At 53.1% G+C, this 19457-nt stretch carries 11 protein-coding genes and 5 pseudogenes; 3 read left to right on the top strand and 13 right to left on the bottom strand.

The window, feature by feature from the left end:
• Positions 1–53: 53 nt before the first annotated feature.
• Positions 54–2284 (bottom strand): annotated as a pseudogene (gene relA / locus O3W44_RS16385) (GTP diphosphokinase).
• 33 nt (positions 2285–2317) lie between these two features.
• Complete coding sequence (gene rlmD / locus O3W44_RS16380; protein ID WP_269293876.1) at positions 2318–3634, bottom strand: 23S rRNA (uracil(1939)-C(5))-methyltransferase RlmD; 1317 nt, start codon at positions 3632–3634, stop codon at positions 2318–2320.
• Between the two features lie 88 nt (positions 3635–3722).
• On the opposite strand from rlmD, the gene barA reads away from it, so the two are divergent.
• A complete protein-coding gene (gene barA, locus O3W44_RS16375; protein ID WP_269293875.1) occupies positions 3723–6452 on the top strand; it encodes a two-component sensor histidine kinase BarA in 2730 nt (909 codons plus the stop codon).
• A 78-nt stretch (positions 6453–6530) separates the two neighbouring features.
• Here the strand turns inward: barA and O3W44_RS16370 are convergent.
• The 7 genes and pseudogenes from O3W44_RS16370 to O3W44_RS16340 form a co-directional block, all read right to left on the bottom strand.
• A pseudogene (locus O3W44_RS16370) lies at positions 6531–7668 on the bottom strand (glycerate kinase).
• 67 nt (positions 7669–7735) lie between these two features.
• Positions 7736–8623 (bottom strand): annotated as a pseudogene (gene garR / locus O3W44_RS16365) (2-hydroxy-3-oxopropionate reductase); the annotation flags it as partial.
• Positions 8624–8639: 16 nt separating this feature from the next.
• Positions 8640–9410, bottom strand: coding sequence for a 2-dehydro-3-deoxyglucarate aldolase (gene garL, locus O3W44_RS16360; protein ID WP_269293874.1), 771 nt, complete (start codon positions 9408–9410; stop codon positions 8640–8642).
• A gap of 45 nt (positions 9411–9455) precedes the next feature.
• Positions 9456–10112 (bottom strand): annotated as a pseudogene (locus O3W44_RS16355) (enolase C-terminal domain-like protein); the annotation flags it as partial.
• A gap of 132 nt (positions 10113–10244) precedes the next feature.
• Complete coding sequence (locus tag O3W44_RS16350) at positions 10245–10784, bottom strand: hypothetical protein (RefSeq protein WP_269293873.1); 540 nt, start codon at positions 10782–10784, stop codon at positions 10245–10247.
• A gap of 10 nt (positions 10785–10794) precedes the next feature.
• Positions 10795–12141, bottom strand: coding sequence for an enolase C-terminal domain-like protein (locus tag O3W44_RS16345; RefSeq protein WP_269293872.1), 1347 nt, complete (start codon positions 12139–12141; stop codon positions 10795–10797).
• A gap of 9 nt (positions 12142–12150) precedes the next feature.
• Positions 12151–13494, bottom strand: coding sequence for an MFS transporter (locus O3W44_RS16340; RefSeq protein ID WP_269293871.1), 1344 nt, complete (start codon positions 13492–13494; stop codon positions 12151–12153).
• 508 nt (positions 13495–14002) lie between these two features.
• On the opposite strand from O3W44_RS16340, the pseudogene garD reads away from it, so the two are divergent.
• Positions 14003–15561: pseudogene (garD, locus tag O3W44_RS16335) on the top strand (galactarate dehydratase).
• Positions 15562–15609: 48 nt separating this feature from the next.
• Here garD and O3W44_RS16330 read toward each other — a convergent pair.
• From O3W44_RS16330 to syd, 4 genes are all read right to left on the bottom strand, one after another.
• Positions 15610–16056 carry a flavodoxin gene (locus O3W44_RS16330; protein ID WP_269293870.1) on the bottom strand — a complete coding sequence of 149 codons (447 nt, stop codon included), beginning with the start codon at positions 16054–16056 and terminating at the stop codon, positions 15610–15612.
• A gap of 11 nt (positions 16057–16067) precedes the next feature.
• Complete coding sequence (truC, locus tag O3W44_RS16325) at positions 16068–16847, bottom strand: tRNA pseudouridine(65) synthase TruC (RefSeq protein ID WP_269293869.1); 780 nt, start codon at positions 16845–16847, stop codon at positions 16068–16070.
• Complete coding sequence (locus tag O3W44_RS16320; RefSeq protein ID WP_269293868.1) at positions 16847–17176, bottom strand: YqcC family protein; 330 nt, start codon at positions 17174–17176, stop codon at positions 16847–16849. The genes truC and O3W44_RS16320 overlap by 1 nt, the downstream gene beginning before the upstream one ends.
• Before the next feature lie 568 nt (positions 17177–17744).
• Positions 17745–18314 carry a SecY-interacting protein gene (syd, locus tag O3W44_RS16315; protein ID WP_269293867.1) on the bottom strand — a complete coding sequence of 190 codons (570 nt, stop codon included), beginning with the start codon at positions 18312–18314 and terminating at the stop codon, positions 17745–17747.
• A 61-nt stretch (positions 18315–18375) separates the two neighbouring features.
• On the opposite strand from syd, the gene queF reads away from it, so the two are divergent.
• Positions 18376–19221 carry an NADPH-dependent 7-cyano-7-deazaguanine reductase QueF gene (gene queF / locus O3W44_RS16310; protein WP_269293866.1) on the top strand — a complete coding sequence of 282 codons (846 nt, stop codon included), beginning with the start codon at positions 18376–18378 and terminating at the stop codon, positions 19219–19221.
• Positions 19222–19457 lie beyond the last annotated feature (236 nt).

Raw genomic sequence — 19457 nt, 5'->3', positions numbered from 1 at the left:
TCACCCCGGCGTTCTGTCACAGAAAGCCGGGGTGGCGCAGAAAAACAGCAGCATTAATGCAAACGGCGAGCATCAATGATATCGGAGACCTGATTAAGGCGAGCCAGTACGCGACCCAGCACCTGCTGGTTGTAGATCTCAATATCCATATCGATGGTCGCCAACTGTTTTTTGGTATCGCTGCGGCTCGAAACGCCAAGCACATTGACTTTCTCGTTGGCAAGAATGGTGGTGATATCACGTAACAGCCCGCTGCGATCGTTAGCCGTGACGCGCACCACCAGCGAATAACCGCTGGAATAGCTTTCCCCCAGACGGCATCAACAATTCGCTCTGGCGCATGCGACATCAGCTCGGCAAGCTGATCGCAATCGGCGCGGTGGATTGAAATACCGCGCCCCTGGGTAATAAAGCCGACGATATCATCGCCCGGGATCGGCTGGCAGCAGCGTGCAATGTGGTGCATGAGATTGCCGACGCCTTCGACCACTACCCGCCCGCTCTCTTTGCGCGACGGGTGCGAATAGGATTTTTGCGTTAGCTGGCGCAGGGCCTCGCGATCTTCCTCTTCAGCACTCGGTTTGTTGAGTTTGGCCTGGAGGAAATTCACCATTTGATTAAGACGAATATCACCGCCGCCAATCGCCGCTAACAATTCATCCAGCGACGTGACGTTATAGCGCGGCAGCAGCAGCTTTTCGGCTTCTTTCAGGCTGATGTCCAGCTGGCTCAGTTCGCTGTCCAGAATCTGTCTTCCGGCAAGAATATTCTTGTCGCGATCTTGCTTACGGAACCAGTTATGGATCTTAGAGCGACCACGGTTGGTGGTAATGTAACCCAGGTTCGGGTTTAGCCAATCGCGGCTTGGGTTTGGCTGCTTCTGGGTAATCACTTCAACCTGATCGCCCATTTGCAACTGATAGGTAAAGGGGACAATGCGGCCACCAATTTTAGCCCCAATGCAGCGATGGCCAATATCACTGTGAATATGATAAGCAAAATCGAGCGGTGTCGAGCCTGCTGGCAGGTCAACCACATCGCCTTTCGGCGTAAACACATAAACGCGATCGTCAAAGACCTGGCTGCGCACCTCTTCCAGCATTTCACCGGAATCTGCCATCTCTTCCTGCCAGGTGATCAGCTTACGCAGCCATGCAATCCGCTCTTCATGACCAGCAGCTCCACGGGCATTGCTTGATGTCGGGCCTTCTTTGTACTTCCAGTGTGCAGCAACCCCCAGCTCGGCATCCTCATGCATCTGACGAGTACGGATCTGGATCTCAACGGTTTTGCCTTTGGGGCCAAGCACCACGGTGTGGATTGACTGATAGCCGTTGGGTTTAGGGTTAGCGACGTAATCATCAAACTCGTTCGGCAGATGACGATAGAGCGTATGTACCGTGCCTAACGCGCCGTAACAATCCTGCAAACGCTCCGCCACAATGCGTACTGCCCGCACATCAAACAGTTCATCGAACGCCAGCGATTTTTTCTGCATCTTGCGCCAGATGCTGTAAATATGTTTTGGGCGGCCATAGACTTCGGCGCGTACCCCCTCTTTGATCATCTCTTTGCGCAGGTTATCGACAAAGTTTTCGATATATTGCTCGCGGTCGATACGGCGCTCATGCAGCAGTTTTGCAATGCGTTTGTATTCATCAGGATGCAAATAGCGGAAGCAATAATCTTCCAGCTCCCACTTCAACTGGCCGATACCCAGACGGTTAGCCAGCGGCGCGTAAATATTGGTGCTCTCTTTAGCGGCAAGTACCCGTTCATCTTCCGGCGCGTCTTTCATTTCGCGCAGATTCATGATGCGTTCTGCCAGCTTCAGTACCACGCAGCGGAAATCTTCCACCATGGCCAGCAGCATGCGACGCACGTTATCCACCTGTGCCGACGCCATGGAATCATTATGAATCGCTTTCAGTTGACGAATGGCATCCATATCGCGCACGCCATGCACCAGCGACACAATATTTTTGCCCACGGTTTGTTCCAGCTCTTCTTCGCTGACGACTTCGTCATTGGCCAGCGGAAAGATCAGCGCGGCGCAGAGACTGTCAATGTCCATGCTGAGCATCGAGAGGATCTCAACCATCTCGATGCCACGCCATAACAGCAGAGATTGATCCGGATGGTTGTGCGTTTGGGCTTCACAATAGCGCCAGGTTTCAGCGAGACGTTGACATGATTGCGGGTTAGTCATGCCAAGGCTGGCGATCCACTGGTCGAGGGCAAACTCCCCCGCCGTATTTAAATGCGCACTTCTAACCGCAACCATATCCTCTCCTGACACAACGATCTGGACGATCGCTTATGTTTTTCTGAACAGCACCATGGATTCGAGATGACGGGTATGTGGGAACATATCCAGCATCGCAACCCTTTCCAAATGGTAACCCGCCGACAGCAATGTCTGGCTATCGCGGGCGAGCGTTGTGGGATTACACGAAACATAGACCACACGCTGTGGTGCAAGTTTAACCACATGCGTCATTACGCCTGCAGCACCGGCACGTGCCGGATCGAGTAACACCTTATTAAATCCTTGCGCAGCCCACGGCTGGCGCGAAACGTCTTCTTCCAGATTGTGCTGGAAAAAGCGGACATTTTTAAGATTATTCAGTTGCGCATTATACGCTGCCTGGCTGACTAATGCTGCAACGCCCTCCACACCAACCGCAATTTGTACGTATTTTCCTACAGGAAGTGTGAAGTTTCCCATGCCACAAAAGAGATCTAACACGCGATCTTCCGCTTGCAGATCCAGCCACGCGATCGCTTTCGCCACCATCTGCTGATTGACCGCATCGTTTACCTGAATAAAATCTTGCGGGCTGAAGGTGAGCTTAAGATCGTGTGTCTGATAGTAAGGTTGCTTATCACTTAGCGCGGTGAGCTTTTCGCTGCCGTCATCCAAAAACACCTTCGTTTGATGCTTATGCGAAAAGCGTTCCAGTTTTTCCAGATCGTCAGCCTGCAACGCATCAAGATGACGCAAAACCATCAGCGGGCCATTATCTGCCTGCACCAACTCAACGTGTCCTAAACGTCTTACGGCTTTGAGATCGCGTAAACAGTCACGCAGCGGCGTGATTAACGCCTCAAGTTCGGGCATCAAAATGGGGCATTGCTGAATATTCACCAGATCGTTACTGGCTTCCTTACGAAACCCCATCTGAAGCTGCTGGCTTTTATTCTGCCACTGCAAACCCAGCCGTGCGCGACGGCGGTAACCCCAGGTTTTTCCGGCGATGATCTCGTCCACCGCCACGGTATGATTCGCCTCTTTGCTCAGCATGCGGCTCAGCGCCTGCGCTTTGCTTTGCTGTTGCAACGCTTCATCAACATGCTGCTGCTGACAGCCGCCACACAGGGTAAAGTGCGGGCAGCGCGGCTCGACCCGCGCCGGACTGCTGTTCAGTAATCGCGTCACGCTGGCCCTGGCAAACTGGCGTTTATCGTCGGTTAAGGTAATTTCTGCCTGCTCGCCGGGCAGCGCGCCACTGACAAAAATGGTTTTACCATGATGACGTGCAACGCCTTGCCCAAAGGGATCAAGATCATCAATGGTGACGGTAATACGTTGTTTGGTCGTCACGCGCTGTTTTGCGGAGTAAAATTGCGCCATAGTGTGGTTAATTCTCTTTCTAAAAATCGATGTGCATTGCGGATACCGGTATGCACAGGGACGTTCCTGCCGGGAGCAGGCCGATATTATGACGAAATACAGCCTGCGGGCGCGAATGATGATTTTGATCCTGGCGCCGACATTAATGGTAGGCCTGCTGCTCAGCTCTTTTTTTGTTATACACCGCTATAACGAACTTCAGCGTCAGGTTATGGAAGCCGGCGCTAACATCATCGAACCCCTGGCCATTTCCAGCGAATACAGCATGACCTGGCACAATCGCGACACCATGCGCGAGCTGGTCAGTTTGCTGCATCGTCGTCATTCTAATATTGTCCGTGCGATTTCTGTTTTCGACAACAATAACCAGCTATACGTATCGTCAAATAACAAGCAAAACCTAAGCCTGTTAGAGAAAGAAGATATTGGTGCTCTGGCAGACGATGTCTCTGTGGAGCGGCACGGCAACATCCTTATCCTGCGTACCCCGATAACCTCAGAACATTACGCCGTAGATGAACAGCCTGACGAAAATGTAAAACCCTCTGGCAATCCGCTGGGATACGTTGCTATTGAACTCGATCTGCAATCAGTGCGGCTACAGCAGTACAAAGAGGTGTTTGTTGCCACCCTGATGCTGCTGTTCTGTTTATGCATCGCCATGCTCTTCGCCTATCGCCTGATGCGTGACGTAACAGGCCCTATTCGCAATATGGTCAGTACCGTTGACCGTATTCGCCGTGGTCAGCTCGACAGCCGGGTCGAAGGCTATATGCTCGGTGAACTGAGCATTCTTAAAAATGGTATTAACGCCATGGCGATGTCGCTCACCGCTTATCATGAAGAGATGCAGCACAACATCGATCAGGCAACCTACGATTTGCGCGAAACGCTGGAGCAGCTGGAGATTCAAAACGTTGAACTGGATCTGGCTAAAAAGCGCGCGCAGGAAGCCGCACGCATCAAATCTGAATTTCTTGCCAATATGTCGCACGAGTTGCGCACGCCACTGAACGGTGTTTTGGGTTTTACCCGCCAAATGCTGAAAACGCCGCTGCGCGCGACACAGCGCGACTACATGCAAACCATTGAGCGTTCAGCCAATAATCTGCTGAGCATTATCAACGACGTGCTCGATTTTTCTAAACTTGAAGCGGGCAAGCTGGTGCTGGAATCCATTCCCTTTCCGTTACGCGCCACCATCGATGAAATACTGGTGTTGTTAGCGCCCTCAGCGCATGACAAAGCACTGGAACTCACCGTAGTTTGCGACAGCAACGTGCCAGATAACGTGATTGGTGATGCGCTTCGTTTACAGCAGATCCTGATCAATCTGATCGGCAACGCCATCAAGTTCACCGAAAAAGGCACCATCGATCTCAAAGTGAAGCAGCGTGCCATCACCACCACGCGCGTGGAGCTGGAAATTCAGGTGCAGGATACCGGTATTGGTATCTCCGAACAGCAGCAAACGCAGCTTTTTCAGGCCTTTCGCCAGGCTGATGCCAGCATTTCACGGCGTCATGGTGGCACAGGATTAGGCTTAGTGATAACGCAGAAACTGGTCAGTGAGATGGGCGGCGACATCACCTTTTACAGCCGACCAGATCAAGGATCGACCTTTTGGGTGCGCGTTCAGCTCGACCTTAATCCTAACGCGCCGGGCATGCCGCGCGTGCTGGATGCCCTGTCGCAATCGCGTATTGCTTACGTTGAGGCAAACACCCATGTGGCGAAAGCGGTGCTGGACGTATTGAGCGTCACGCCGCTTCAGATCGACTATAGCGAGACGCTGGAAGGATTGAGCAAAGAACATTATCCGCTGTTGCTGATGGCGATGCCGGTAGATGTCAGTCAGCATCAGTTACTGGCTGATGATGTAATCAACGCGCTGTTGGATCGCGCTGACAATGTGCTGCTGGCGCTGCCTAGCCCGATGATGCTTCTCGCCGACGAGCTAAAAGTACGTGGTATCGATGGCTGTATCGCTAAACCTGTTTCGCAAACGCGCTTACTGCCGATGTTGCTGGATCTGCATACCCGCCAGCTAAATGAACTGCCTGTATCACCGCGTTTGCCGCTCACGGTCATGGCTGTGGATGACAATCCCGCCAACCTCAAACTGATCGGGGCGCTTCTGGAGGAGCAGGTGCAACAGATTGTGCTGTGTAACAGCGCCGGGCAGGCTATCCATCAGGCAAAGCATTGTGCCCTGGATGTGATTTTAATGGATATTCAAATGCCCGATATCGATGGCATCCGCGCCAGTGAAATTATTCGTAGCCTGCCCCAACATGCGCATACGCCGATTGTCGCCGTCACCGCTCATGCCATTGATGGCGAGCGGGAACAGCTTATTAAAGCTGGCATGAATGATTACCTGGCTAAGCCGATTGATGAGAGCAAACTCAGGCAGTTGCTGGCGCGTTATCAACCAACGCCTGCCCTCTCCGTGCCGGAATTACCCCAAATTTTACCGACGCTGAACTGGTCACTGGCGCTACACCAGGCAGCAAATAAGCCTGAACTTGCGCGCGATCTGCTGTCTATGCTGCTTGATTTTCTGCCTGAAGTGCATGAAAAGATGGCGCAATATATGGCGGTCAATGATGTCAGTGGGCTGCGAGAAATTATTCATAAGCTGCACGGCAGTGCCAGTTACAGCGGCGTGCCGCGTATGAAGCAGTTATGTCATCAACTGGAAAAAGGGTTACATCAGGCCAGCGATATTGCCGCGCTGGAGCCTGAGTTACTTGAACTGCAGGATGAGATGGAGAACGTGGCAAAAGAAGCGCGGCGGATATTAAGTATGGCGTAAAAGGCCTCTGCGGTTGATGCCTTCACCGCAGCCCTCCACAGACATCTGCGAGGGCTGAATCAGGAAGCGTAAACGCCTCTACTTAAACCCACCCATTTTTAGCGTTGCCGCCACGTTACGTGCCGTCAGGTGAACGTTTTTGCCCGCATTTGCCAGCGCATCATCCAGCGTACAGATGCTGTAGAGCACGCTGAATACCGCATCCAGACCATGTTCATGCACCACGCCCACATCTGCCGTTAAGCTGCCGGCAATGCCGATCACGGGCTTATTAAAGCGTTTCGCTACGCTCGCCACGCCAATCGGTACTTTGCCATTAATACTCTGACTGTCGATGCGCCCTTCGCCGGTGATCACCAGATCGGCATCTTTCACCTGCTCTGCCAGCTTCAGCGCCTCCGTCACGATCTCAATACCACGTCGCAAATCGGCCTGACAAAAAGCGTGAAGTGCCGCTCCCATGCCGCCCGCCGCACCGCCGCCTGGAATATGCAACACATCAATATCCAAATCGCGGTGAATAATCTCTGCGTAATGGGCCAGCGCCTGATCGAGCTGCTCTACCAGCAGCGGCGTCGCGCCTTTTGCGGACCAAAAATTGCCGATGCGCCCTTTTCACCGGTCAGAGGATTGGTCACGTCACAGGCAACCTCAAAGCGGCACTCACTGATCCTTTCATCCAGTGCATTGATATCAATGCTGGCCAGTTGTGGCAGGGCACCGCCGCCAAACGCAATCTCGTTGCCTTGCTGATCAAGCAGCCGTGCGCCCAGGGCCTGCATCATGCCTGAGCCGCCATCATTAGTGGCGCTACCGCCGATACCAATGATGATGTGTTTAACACCCTTATCCAGTGCGTTTTTGATTAACTCACCGGTGCCGAATGAGGTGGTTACCAGCGGATCACGCTGCGCTGAAGGCACTAACTCAAGACCGCTGGCTGCTGCCATCTCGATATAGGCGGTACGCTCGTCACCCGACAGACCATAAAGGCGTCAACAGGGCTGCCCAGCGGCCCTGTCACCGTCAGGCGGATAATCTTTCCGCTCGTCGCGGCCACCATGGCTTCAACCGTACCTTCACCACCGTCGGCGACCGGTATTTTGATGTAGTCTGCGTCGGGGAAAACTTCACGGAATCCCGCTTCGATCGCCGATGCCACATCCAGGGCAGATAAACTCTCTTTATAGGAATCCGGTGCGATAACGATTTTCATAGGCAATCCAGGCGCTGTTGATTAACAGAGAAGCCAGTCCGGTATCCGTAGATACCGGAGCCGCTTTTTAGCGGGAAATCTCAACCTTCGCTAACTTCTCATAATAGCAGGCGAGCGCGCTGTGGTCGGATGTGCCCTGACCATCGTTACGCAGAGCCTGCATCATCTCCATTACCGCCGCCGTCAGCGGCAGGTGTGCACCGATGCCATGCGAGGTATCCAGCGCGTTAGCTAAATCTTTAATATGCAGATCGATGCGAAAACCTGGCTTGAAGTTACGATCCATCACCATCGGCGCTTTTGCGTCCAGCACGGTGCTGCCCGCCAGCCCGCCACGGATCGCCTGATAAACCAGATCCGGGTTTACACCCGCTTTGGTCGCCAGCGACAGGGCTTCTGACATCGCGGCAATATTCAGAGCGACGATCACCTGATTAGCCAGTTTCGTGACATTACCCGCACCAATATCGCCGGTATGCACCACTGAACCCGCCATTGCTTTCATGATGTCATAGCAGCGATCAAACACCGCCTTGTCGCCGCCGGCCATTACTGACAACGTGCCTTCGATAGCTTTTGGCTCGCCGCCGCTCACGGGCGCGTCAAGCATTTTGATCTCTTTTTCCGCCAGTGCATCGTGGATTTCCCGGCTTGCCAGCGGCGCAATTGAACTCATATCGATCACAATCAGCCCGGGTTTCGCGCCATCAATGATGCCATTTTCACCCAGGCAAACTTCCTTCACCTGGGGTGAGTTTGGCACCATGGTAATCACCACATCACATTGTGCAGCGACCTCTTTCGGCGTTTTGGCTACCGTTGCGCCCAGCTCAACCAGTTCCGCTTCGTTCTCAACGTTGTGATCGCGTACCACCAGCGTATAACCCGCTTTCACCAGGTTTTTACTCATCGGTTTGCCCATAATGCCCAGGCCGATAAATCCAATTTTCATTCGGTTGCCCCTTCGTTGATTACTTTTTAAATTTGTCGCACAGCGCCTGCGTGGCGTTGCGGAACACCCCTAAATCGCTGCCAACCGCAACGAAGCTGGCACCCCATTCCAGATAGCGACGTGCATCAGCCTCTACCGGCGCCAGAATGCCGCTCGGCTTGCCCGCTGCTTTGGCGCGCTCGAAAAGATATTTGATCACTTTCAGCACTTCAGGATGTGCTGGCTGTCCGAGGTAGCTGAGCGCCGCGGAGAGATCGCCCGGGCCGACAAAAATGCCATCAACACCCTCTACCGCCGCGATAGCATCAATATTGTCTACCGCCTGTTGAGTTTCGATCTGCACCAGCACCGTGATGTTGTCATTAATGGTCGCGTTGTAATCGGCCAGCGTGCCGTACATGTTGCTGCGGTGCGATACCGAGACGCCACGAATACCTGCGGGAGGATAACGCGTCGAGGCAACCGCCTGTCTCGCTTCCTCTTCGGTCTCAACAAATGGCACGAGGAAGTTATAAAAACCAATATCTAACAGACGTTTAATAATGATTGGCTCGTTGCACGGTGGACGCACCACCGGCGCGCTGTGACTGCCTTTCAGCGCCATCAGCTGAGGAATAAAGGTGGTGATGTCATTTGGCGCGTGTTCACCATCCAGCACCAGCCAGTCAAAACCGGCCAGCCCTAACACTTCAGTCGTTAGCGGATTTGCCAGCGCACACCAGCTACCAATCAGTGTTTCACCCGCCAGCAAACGACGACGAAATCCATTTGGCCAGGCTGCATTACTCATGGTTTGACTCCTGTTATATCGGCTCCCGTACGAGAGCCAAAAAAGTTAGCGCACAAGGCACGGTCGTTTATTGTCAAAGGTCCAGCCCGGCACCAGGAATTGCATTGCCTGCGCATCGTCACGCGCACCCAAACCCTGTTTCTGATACAGCGCATTTGCCCGCATCACCTGATCCATATCCAGCTCAACGCCTAATCCTGGCTTCTGCGGCACCTGCACCATTCCACCCTTGATCTGGAAAGGCTCTTTAGTCAGGCGTTGATTGCCTTCCTGCCAAATCCAGTGGGTATCAATGGCGGTAATCGCCCCCGGCGCGGCAGCGGCAACGTGAGTAAACATCGCCAGAGAAATATCGAAATGGTTATTGGAGTGCGAACCCCAGGTCAGGCCAAAGTCGTGACACATCTGCGCCACGCGCACTGAACCTTGCATCGTCCAGAAATGAGGATCGGCCAGTGGAATATCGACCGACTGAAGCGATAAGGTGTGGCCCATTTGACGCCAGTCGGTGGCGATCATGTTGGTTGCGGTAGGTAACCCCGTGGCACGACGGAATTCCGCCATCACTTCTCTGCCTGAGTAACCTTGCTCGGCACCGCAAGGATCTTCAGCGTAGGCCAGCACGCCTTTCAATTGTTTACCCAGCATAATCGCTTCATTCAGCGACCAGGCGCCATTGGGATCAAGCGTAATCCGCGCTTCGGGAAACGCTTCGCCAGCGCGGTAACGGCTTCAGCCTCTTCACCGCCACGCAGTACGCCCCCTTCAGTTTGAAGTCATTGAAGCCATATTTTTCGTAAGCTGCTTCAGCCAGGCGCACCACGGTATCCGGCGTTAACGCCTCTTCATGACGCAGTCGATACCAGTCACACTTCTCATCTTCCTGGCTTTGATAGGGTAACGACGTTTTTTGCGATCGCCGATATAGAACAGGTAACCCAGCATCTCAACGCGATCGCGCTGTTGCCCGTCGCCGAGTAGCGACGCGACATTAACGCCCAAATGCTGACCGAGTAAATCCAGCAGTGACGCCTCAATACCAGTCACCACATGAATAGTGGTGCGCAAATCAAACGTCTGGTTTCCGCGTCCGGCAGAATCACGATCGGCAAAAGTGCTGCGTACCAGGCTCAGGATGTTTTTGTACTCGCCAATGGTTTTACCCATCACCAGCGAGGCCGCATCCTCCAGCGTCTGACGAATTTTCTCGCCTCCCGGAATTTCGCCTACGCCCGTGTTTCCGGCGTTATCTTTGATGATGACAATGTTGCGGGTAAAAAAGGGTGAATGCGCACCACTCAGGTTCAGCAACATACTGTCGTAACCAGCAACCGGAATGACCTGCATAGCCGTAATTTTAGGGGTAGAACTCATCTGCTGCTCCTTAAGCTGTCGCGCGGCCAAATGCCGGGCGTTTGCGGTCGAATGTCCAACCAGGAATCAGATATTGCATCGCCGTGGCATCATTACGCGCCCCGGCGGGCAGTGATTTATACAGTTCATTGGCCTGACGCAGTTGATCCCAGTCCAGCTCGATGCCGAGACCTGGCGCGTCGGGTACAGCAATTTTGCCGTTGCGGATCTGCAACGGGTTTTTGGTCAGGCGCTGATCGCCTTCCTGCCAAATCCAGTGGGTATCAATAGCGGTGGGTTTGCCTGGCACGGCGGCACCAACGTGGGTAAACATCGCCAGTGAAATATCAAAATGGTTATTTGAATGGCAGCCCCACGTCAGTCCCCAGTCGTCACACAATTGCGCGACGCGCACCGCGCCGCTGAGCGTCCAAAAGTGCGGATCGGCAAGGGGAATATCAACGGCGTTCAGCATTACCGCGTGATTCATCTCACGCCAGTTAGTGGCGATCATATTAGTGGCGACCGGCAAGCCGGTGGCGCGACGGAATTCCGCCATGACTTCACGACCGGAGTAGCCCTGCTCAGCTCCACAAGGATCTTCAGCGTAGGTCAGCACATCCTGCATGCCCTTACATAAACCAATCGCCTCATCCAGCAGCCAGGCTCCGTTGGGATCCACGGTGATACGCGCGTCCGGGAAGCGTTTTTTCAGCGCAACCGCAGTTTCGATCTCCTGCTCACCCGGCAGCACCCCGCCCTTGAGTTTGAAATCTTTAAAGCCATATTTGTCCTGCGCCGCTTCGGCTAAGCGCACCACGGCTTCACTGCTGAGCGCCGCCTGATGGCGCAGGTGATACCAGTCGTGGCTGGCGTTTTCACCGGTCAGGTAGGCTAAATCGGTTTTGCGACGATCGCCGAGGTAGAACAGGTAGCCAAGCACCGTCACTTCATCGCGCTGTTTACCCGGTCCGAGCAGTTCTGCCACCGGCACGCCAAGACACTGACCGAGCAGATCCAGTAGCGCAGCTTCCAGCGCCGCAACCGCATTTACCCGCAGTTCAAAAGTCCAGGCGCCGTTGCCGAAGGTATCGAAATCGGCCGACTGATTGCCCTTATGCACTTGCTGCACCAGGCGGTTCATACGCGCCACCTGCTGACCTTTCACCTGGGGTATGGCATCAACCAGCGTTTGATAGATGGTTTCGCCGCCCGGCGCTTCACCCACACCGGTATGGCCGGCACTGTCAGTCAGCACCACAATATTGCGGGTGAAACAGGCATTGTGTGCGCCGCCAATGTTCAGCAGCATGCTGTCGTACCCGGCAACCGGAATCACCTGCATATCTGTGATAACGGGCGTACTTTGCGTATTCATGTTCCGTCCTTATCGCTGTTTCAGTTCGATACGTTTGATGTCGCCCACCAGCACCAGATAACTCAGTACCGCAACAAAAGCATGGATACCGACATAAATCAGTGCGCCGTTATACGAGCCGCTGGCCGCGATAATGTAGCCAATGGCAATTGGCGTGATGATGCCGGAAGCGTTACCAAACATATTGAACAGACCGCCGCTCAAGCCACTGATCTCTTTTGGCGCGGTATCCGCCATGACGGCCCAACCCAGCGCCCCGATGCCTTTGCCAAAGAACGCCAGCGCCATGAAAAACACCACAACCCATTCAGTATCAACGTAGTTACACACCACCATTGAGATGGAAAGCAACATGCCGAGCACGATAGGCGTTTTACGGGCGATATTCAGTGAACCGGTTTTACGCATCAGCCAGTCGGAAATCACCCCGCCTAACACGCCACCGATAAAGCCGCATACCGCAGGAATAGAGGCAATGAATCCTGCTTTCAGAATCGACATGCCGCGTGCCTGCACCAGATAGATCGGGAACCAGGTAATAAAGAAGTAGGTTAAGGCGTTGATGCAGTACTGACCGAGATAGACGCCAAGCATCATGCGTGAGCTAATCAACTGGCGGATCTGGAACCATTTCTCATCCCAACTGACTTTGCGCTCTTCCTTCTTCTGATCCATGTTGATCAGTGCGCCGCCCTGCTCCATATATTCCAGTTCAGCTTTGTTAACGCGCGGGTGGTCGTTCGGATCGTGGATAACTTTCAACCAGATAAAGCTGAGCAAAATGCCGAGGCCGCCCATAAACCAGAATACGTGCGCCCAACCGACCTGCGATGTCAGCCAACCCATAATGGGCGCAAAAATCACCGTGGCGAAATATTGTGCTGAGTTAAAGATGGCAACCGCGGTTCCGCGCTCCTGCGCCGGGAACCAGGCGGCGACGATACGACTGTTGCCTGGAAATGACGGGGCTTCAGCCAGTCCCACCATAAAGCGCAGCATGAACAGCGCCATCACGATGGTATAACCACTAAAGATGTCAACGAAGCCCTGCAACAGGGTAAACATTGACCAGAGGAAAATACTCCAGAAGTAAACACGTTTTGATCCAAAGCGGTCCAGCAACCAGCCGCCAGGGATCTGGCCGATCACATAAGCCCAGGAAAACGCGGAGAAGATGTAACCCATTCCGATGGGATCAAGACCGATATCTTTTGCCATTGCCGATCCGGCAATAGACAGTGTGGCACGGTCCCCGTAGTTGAAAGAGGTGACGATAAATAACATCACCACAATCCAGTAGCGCGCATTAGTACGTTTTTGTACTGATTCCGCTGTCTGGCTATAAGTATTCATGATGCACTCCTGAAATATAGCGTTCGCTACATTCGCTCTGACTGCATACACATCGCGTTGGGTATCAGAGAGAAGTTGGGTTAAACACGGCGATTTAGTTATTGGCAAACCGATAGTGCGTCGTGACACATAACCTAACGTGGGTATCGAAAAGCAGTATATGAACAGGTACTTGCGGAGGCATTGGAATAGCGCCTGATAATAAGCGCGAAATAGCATCTTTTATTTGGCATTTGCACATAAGGCTGCGGCGCGGCTCACGGAAAACGGAAATTTAAGCCGGTTTGATTAGAATTTAGCCAGAAAAAAATGGCTTTGTGAGACCCTTCACTTGCTTTTGTTCGTTTTCACCAAAACAACCTTGCTAAACCAGCAAATGACAGTCAATTGCACAATGCTTAGCGCCTGCCCTCTCCTTATACTGAAGCTGGCAAATACCGAGCGTGTGACAAGTAACACCATTACACCGCGCCGCAAAAGTACGGCGCGAATGACTGGAAGGTGAGCAATGAACCCGACCCCGACCGAACAGCCGCTCTACATTAAAGTGCATGAAGCGGATAACGTTGCCATTGTGGTGAATAGCCTGGGATTACCAGCAGGTACAATGTTTGCCAGTGGCCTGACATTGACCGAGCATGTACCACAAGGCCACAAAGTGGCGCTGAGTGCCATCGCCAAAGGCGGCGAAATCCTGCGCTACGGTGAAGTGATTGGCTATGCTCTGCGTGATATTGCGCAAGGCAGTTGGATTGATGAATCGCTGGTGGCGTTGCCCGAAGCGCCGCCTCTCGCCAGTTTGCCGCTCGCCAGTAATGTGCCACCAGATCTTCCGCCACTTGAAGGCTATACCTTCGAAGGTTATCGCAATGCGGATGGCAGCGTTGGGACGCGCAATCTTTTAGGCATTACGACCAGCGTACATTGCGTTGCGGGCGTGGTTGATTTTGTGGTGCAGTTGATTGAACGCGACCTGCTGCCAAAATATCCCAACGTAGATGGCGTAGTGGCGCTGAACCATCTTTACGGCTGCGGTGTGGCGATCAATGCGCCTGCTGCGGTTGTACCGATACGCACCATTCATAACCTGGCGCTGAACGCTAATTTTGGTGGTGAGGTGATGATTGTGAGTTTGGGTTGTGAAAAATTACAGCCTGAACGTCTGCTGACTGGCACGCCGGATGTGCAGGCCATCTCGCTGGATGACCAGGATATCGTGCGCTTGCAAGATGAGAAGCTGGTGGGCTTTGGCGCGATGGTGGATGAGATATTGCAGGTAGCAGAGCGTCATCTGAAACGCCTCAATCAGCGCCAACGTGAAACCTGCCCGGCATCGGAGCTGGTGGTGGGCATGCAGTGCGGTGGTAGTGATGCCTTTTCTGGGGTAACTGCCAACCCAGCGGTGGGCTTTGCCTCCGATCTGCTGGTGCGCTGCGGTGCGACCGTGATGTTTTCCGAAGTCACTGAAGTACGCGATGCGATTCATCTGCTGACGCCGCGCGTAATTAATGAAGCGGTCGGTAAGCGCCTGTTAGAAGAGATGGCGTGGTATGACGATTATCTTGATCAAGGGCAAACGGACCGCAGCGCCAATCCATCGCCAGGCAATAAAAAAGGTGGGCTGGCGAATGTTGTAGAGAAAGCTTTGGGGTCGATTGCGAAATCGGGCCGCAGTCCGATTGTTGAGGTATTGTCGCCGGGTCAGCGTCCAACGCGCCGGGGACTGATCTATGCGGCGACGCCAGCCAGCGATTTTGTCTGCGGTACGCAGCAGATGGCCTCGGGCATTACGCTGCAAGTTTTTACTACCGGACGCGGCACGCCGTATGGTCTGGCGGCCATTCCGGTCATTAAGATGGCCACACGTAATGCGCTTGCGGATCGCTGGCATGACTTAATGGATATTAATGCCGGAACGATCGCGACCGGCGAAGAGACAATTGAACAAGTGGGCTGGCGACTGTTTGAATTGATTTTAGATATTGCCAGCGGCAGAAAACAAACCTGGTCAGATCGCTGGGGATTCGTAATCAGTTAGCGGTCTTTAATCCTGCCCCCGTGACCTGACGGTTGCGCTGCCTTTTTTCTTCATCCTCCCCGCGGGGAGGCATCTTTCTAAAGTAACTGGCCCCAGTTCTCTACCCAGGGTGATGTCACCGATTCAGGCTCGGGATTTTCTGTTGCATCCACCAGCAAAACATCGCCAACACGTTGAGCGCCCTGCTCTTGCAACAGCGCATCGAAAGTCTTACCGGCCCCACAGAAATTCTCGTAGCTGCTATCGCCTAACGCGATTACGCCGTAACGCAAGTCTGGCTGATGACCTGATTTATCTTTCACATCATGAAACAGCGCAGAAATAGTGTCTGGAAAATCACCTTGTCCAGTGGTTGACGTAATAATCAATGCCACGTCGCGACTGTAGTTTTGCCACTGCGCCAGCGTCGCATCTTCAAATACTTTCACCTCGTGCCCCTGCGCCTGTAAAACCGGCTCCGCTTCTTCAGCGACCAGCAGTGCATTGCCATAAACCGTGCCCACAAAAATGCCTATCTTTGCCATGACCGTTCTCCTTATTCTGAAACGCTATCCTGGCTTGGCTCTGCGCTAAACTCAACCCTCGGAACCTCAGGGATTAATGCTTGCCAGCCAAACTGGTTCATCATGTTTTGCCAGACGGGATCCAGTCCGGCGCGGATCACTAACGGCTCACCTGTCACCGGATGCGTTAGTGATAAGCAACTGGCATGCAGCATCAGGCGATTCATACCGAAATGTTCGGCAGCGCCGCGATTCTGCTTTAAATCACCGTGAGTAGTATCACCAATCATCGGGTGTCGCAGATGAGACATATGGCGGCGCAGTTGATGTTTGCGGCCGGTTTTAGGTGATAACTCAACCAGACTGTAGCGTGCAGTGGGATAACGACCAACCGGTTGCGGCAGTTCTGCGGTTGCCAGTGCCTGATAATCCGTTACCGCAGGCTGCGCCGCACGGGTTTCAGTGGCAAATTTATCTGCAATTTTATCCAGCTCTTCCACCAGCGGATAATCCAGGGTGCCACTGCTTTCAAGCCAACCACGCAACACCGCATGATACGTTTTCTGTATTTGATGATGCTCAAACTGCTGCGATAACAGACGCCCCACATCACTGGATAAGCCCATTAGCAGCACGCCTGATGTCGGGCGGTCGAGGCGGTGAGCTGTAAAAACATGCTGGCCAATTTGATCGCGCACCGTTTGCATGACGAAGACTTTCTCTTTGCGATCGAGCCAACTGCGATGCACCAGCCAGCCTGCGGGCTTGTTCACCGCCACCAACCATTCATCCTGATAAATAATTTCTAACATCAGACAGCATCGTCCATAAACAGTGCGTCGAACTGACGCAGGGTAAGCAGTAACAGTGCGCGGCCAGACTGCGTCGGCGTTAACGCCATTTCAAAATATGGGGCGATGGCCAGATTCTGCGGCAGCGGTTGCTGTGCAGCGACCAAAGCATGCATGCGGGGAATTAAGACCCATTGCAGCCATTCCAGCGGCTCAAGCGTGTCGAGGCAAAAAGGTTCCCGGCTCTCGAAAGCACTGGCAGCGGGAGTAGTTTCTTGCCAGAGATCATGTTCGCGCATCACCGCTTCGAGCTGTTCCAGCCGTTGCGTAATCAATTGTTCAGGCGTCATGCGCCACCTCCAGCGAGCAGTAAAAATGGGGCGGCAAGCATACCACTTGTTGGCACAGGCACAAAAAAGGGAGCACTGTATAAAACAGTGCTCCCGGTTCGTTTGCAGCCTTCCTGCTACGTTTTTGCTCCCTGCTCATCCATGACAACTTTTCCAGTGCGAATTCCTGTCGCTTATCATCCTGATGAATCCATAGCATCCTGGCCCGCAACCTCTTCTGAGGCGCTCTCATTCTCCGTCCTGGAGGTGTCCCTGACTCAATCCTGAGCTATCCTGTTTCGTCCTGAAACCTTCCGTGTGCCGTAAACTCCGTTACGTTCCAGCCTCATGGCTTATCGCCATCCTGACGATATCTCTATCCTTAGCATCCTGCCAGTGCGAAACATTTTGCCAGAATGTATTACGTATACAAGGCACTAAAAAGCGTAACGCAGACATCTTTTTGACACAGTTTCGGACTAACGCCATTAAGTTGATGATTCACAATATTTTTACATCACAGACATCTGGAAGTCTCTGCGTTCATCTGCCGATCTCTCACATCGCTTGTAAGACATCTCTCACAACTCTATAGGGCATTATCTGCAGACCCGCCCATAAACGGTTGTAAATGCTTAAGAAATATCTCAATGTTTTGTGCTAAAAATTCAACATTTTTGCGGCCAGGCTGTTCTAAAATAACTTCGCCGCTCAGATTGCTTAGCGATATAATTTCTTCTTCAGAATCTGTCGTGGCAATAAACAGGGTTGGCGGCAGTTTCAGTCTGCGCTTCATCACCAGATGACCGATCAAATTTTCCTGCAATCGCAGAAAATCTTCCTCGCTCCAGACCTGTAATAAGGTCAGTTTCCGCTGGGCGTAACGCGCCTGCATATCGCCAGCAAACTGACTGGTATAAAAAGCCGTTATGCTGGGTTGCAGCTGAATATCAAGTGCCCGCTCAACGGCTTCCAGTGAGGGCGGCAGGCTGAATGGCTGTGGCTGCCACAGCACGCAATCGCCACGCTCTTCTATGGCGCAAGGTGATGGCACGCCAGGCAGGTCGGCGCTGGCGGGCGCGTGACCATAATGTTGTTGCCAGTGCTGGCAATAACGAGCGGTAAAATCGCGTAAAGCGTCGGCAGTTTGCTGCATCATTCATATTCTCACTTCTGATGGGTTACAATTACCCACTTTGATAAATTTAGTGGAAACCGTTATGTCTTCTCACGAACAGGATCAGGCGCTGAGCAACCTGACGCTGGGCAAACCTACAGCCTATCACGATCGCTATGACAGCAGTTTACTGCAGGCGGTCCCGCGTAGCCTGAACCGTGAACCCTTAGGTCTGTTCCCGGATAGCCTGCCCTTTACCGGTGCAGATATTTGGACACTGTATGAACTCTCCTGGCTCAACAGCAAAGGCCTGCCGCAGGTTGCCGTCGGCGAGGTTGTGCTGAATGCCCACAGTCGTCATCTTATCGAGTCCAAAAGTTTCAAGCTTTATCTTAACAGCTTTAATCAAACCAAATTTGCTGACTGGGGCGAAGTGCGGCAAACGCTGGAGCGCGATTTAAGCGCCTGTGCCGAAGGCGATGTGCAGGTGGCGCTGTTTCGCCTGAATGAAGTTGAAGGGCAGCCGATCGGTCATTTTGCTGGCTATTGCATTGATGAGCAGGATATTGAGATTGAAGATTACCGCTTCAATGCTGACTACCTGGCTGATGCGGCGGGCAGTGAGATCGTTGAGGAAACCCTGGTCAGCCATTTACTGAAATCTAACTGCCTGATCACTAACCAGCCCGATTGGGGCTCAGTGATGATTCGTTATAAAGGCCCGCGTATCGATCGCGAAGCCCTGCTGCGTTATCTCATCTCATTTCGCCAGCACAACGAGTTCCACGAGCAGTGCGTTGAACGCATCTTTAATGATGTCCTGCGCTTTTGTCACCCTGACGCATTAACCGTCTATGCGCGCTATACCCGCCGTGGCGGACTGGATATCAATCCATGGCGCAGCAATGTGCCTTTTTCTCCTGGGTATTCACGTCTGGTACGTCAATAGTTTGCGAGATCTCTCGCACGCTGCACCTGCTATAAGCGGTTCCACTTGAGCTATTTGTGCCGACAAGGCTACTCTGAACATGGCGGCGACCCGTTGGCTCGCCGACCAGGGACGTTAACCAAAATAATTTGAGTTGCAGGAGGCGGCAAGCTTACTCACGTAAGTGATCGGGTGCGCAAAGGCAGCCAACGCACCTACAGCTTGAAATATGAAAGGTATTTCGTCACTGCAATTGC

This window comes from Pantoea sp. LMR881 (assembly GCF_027157825.1).
Classification (GTDB): Bacteria; Pseudomonadota; Gammaproteobacteria; order Enterobacterales; family Enterobacteriaceae; genus Pantoea; species Pantoea haifensis.
Note: the sequence above shows the minus strand (reverse complement) of the source record. Positions and strands in the feature narration are given on the sequence as shown.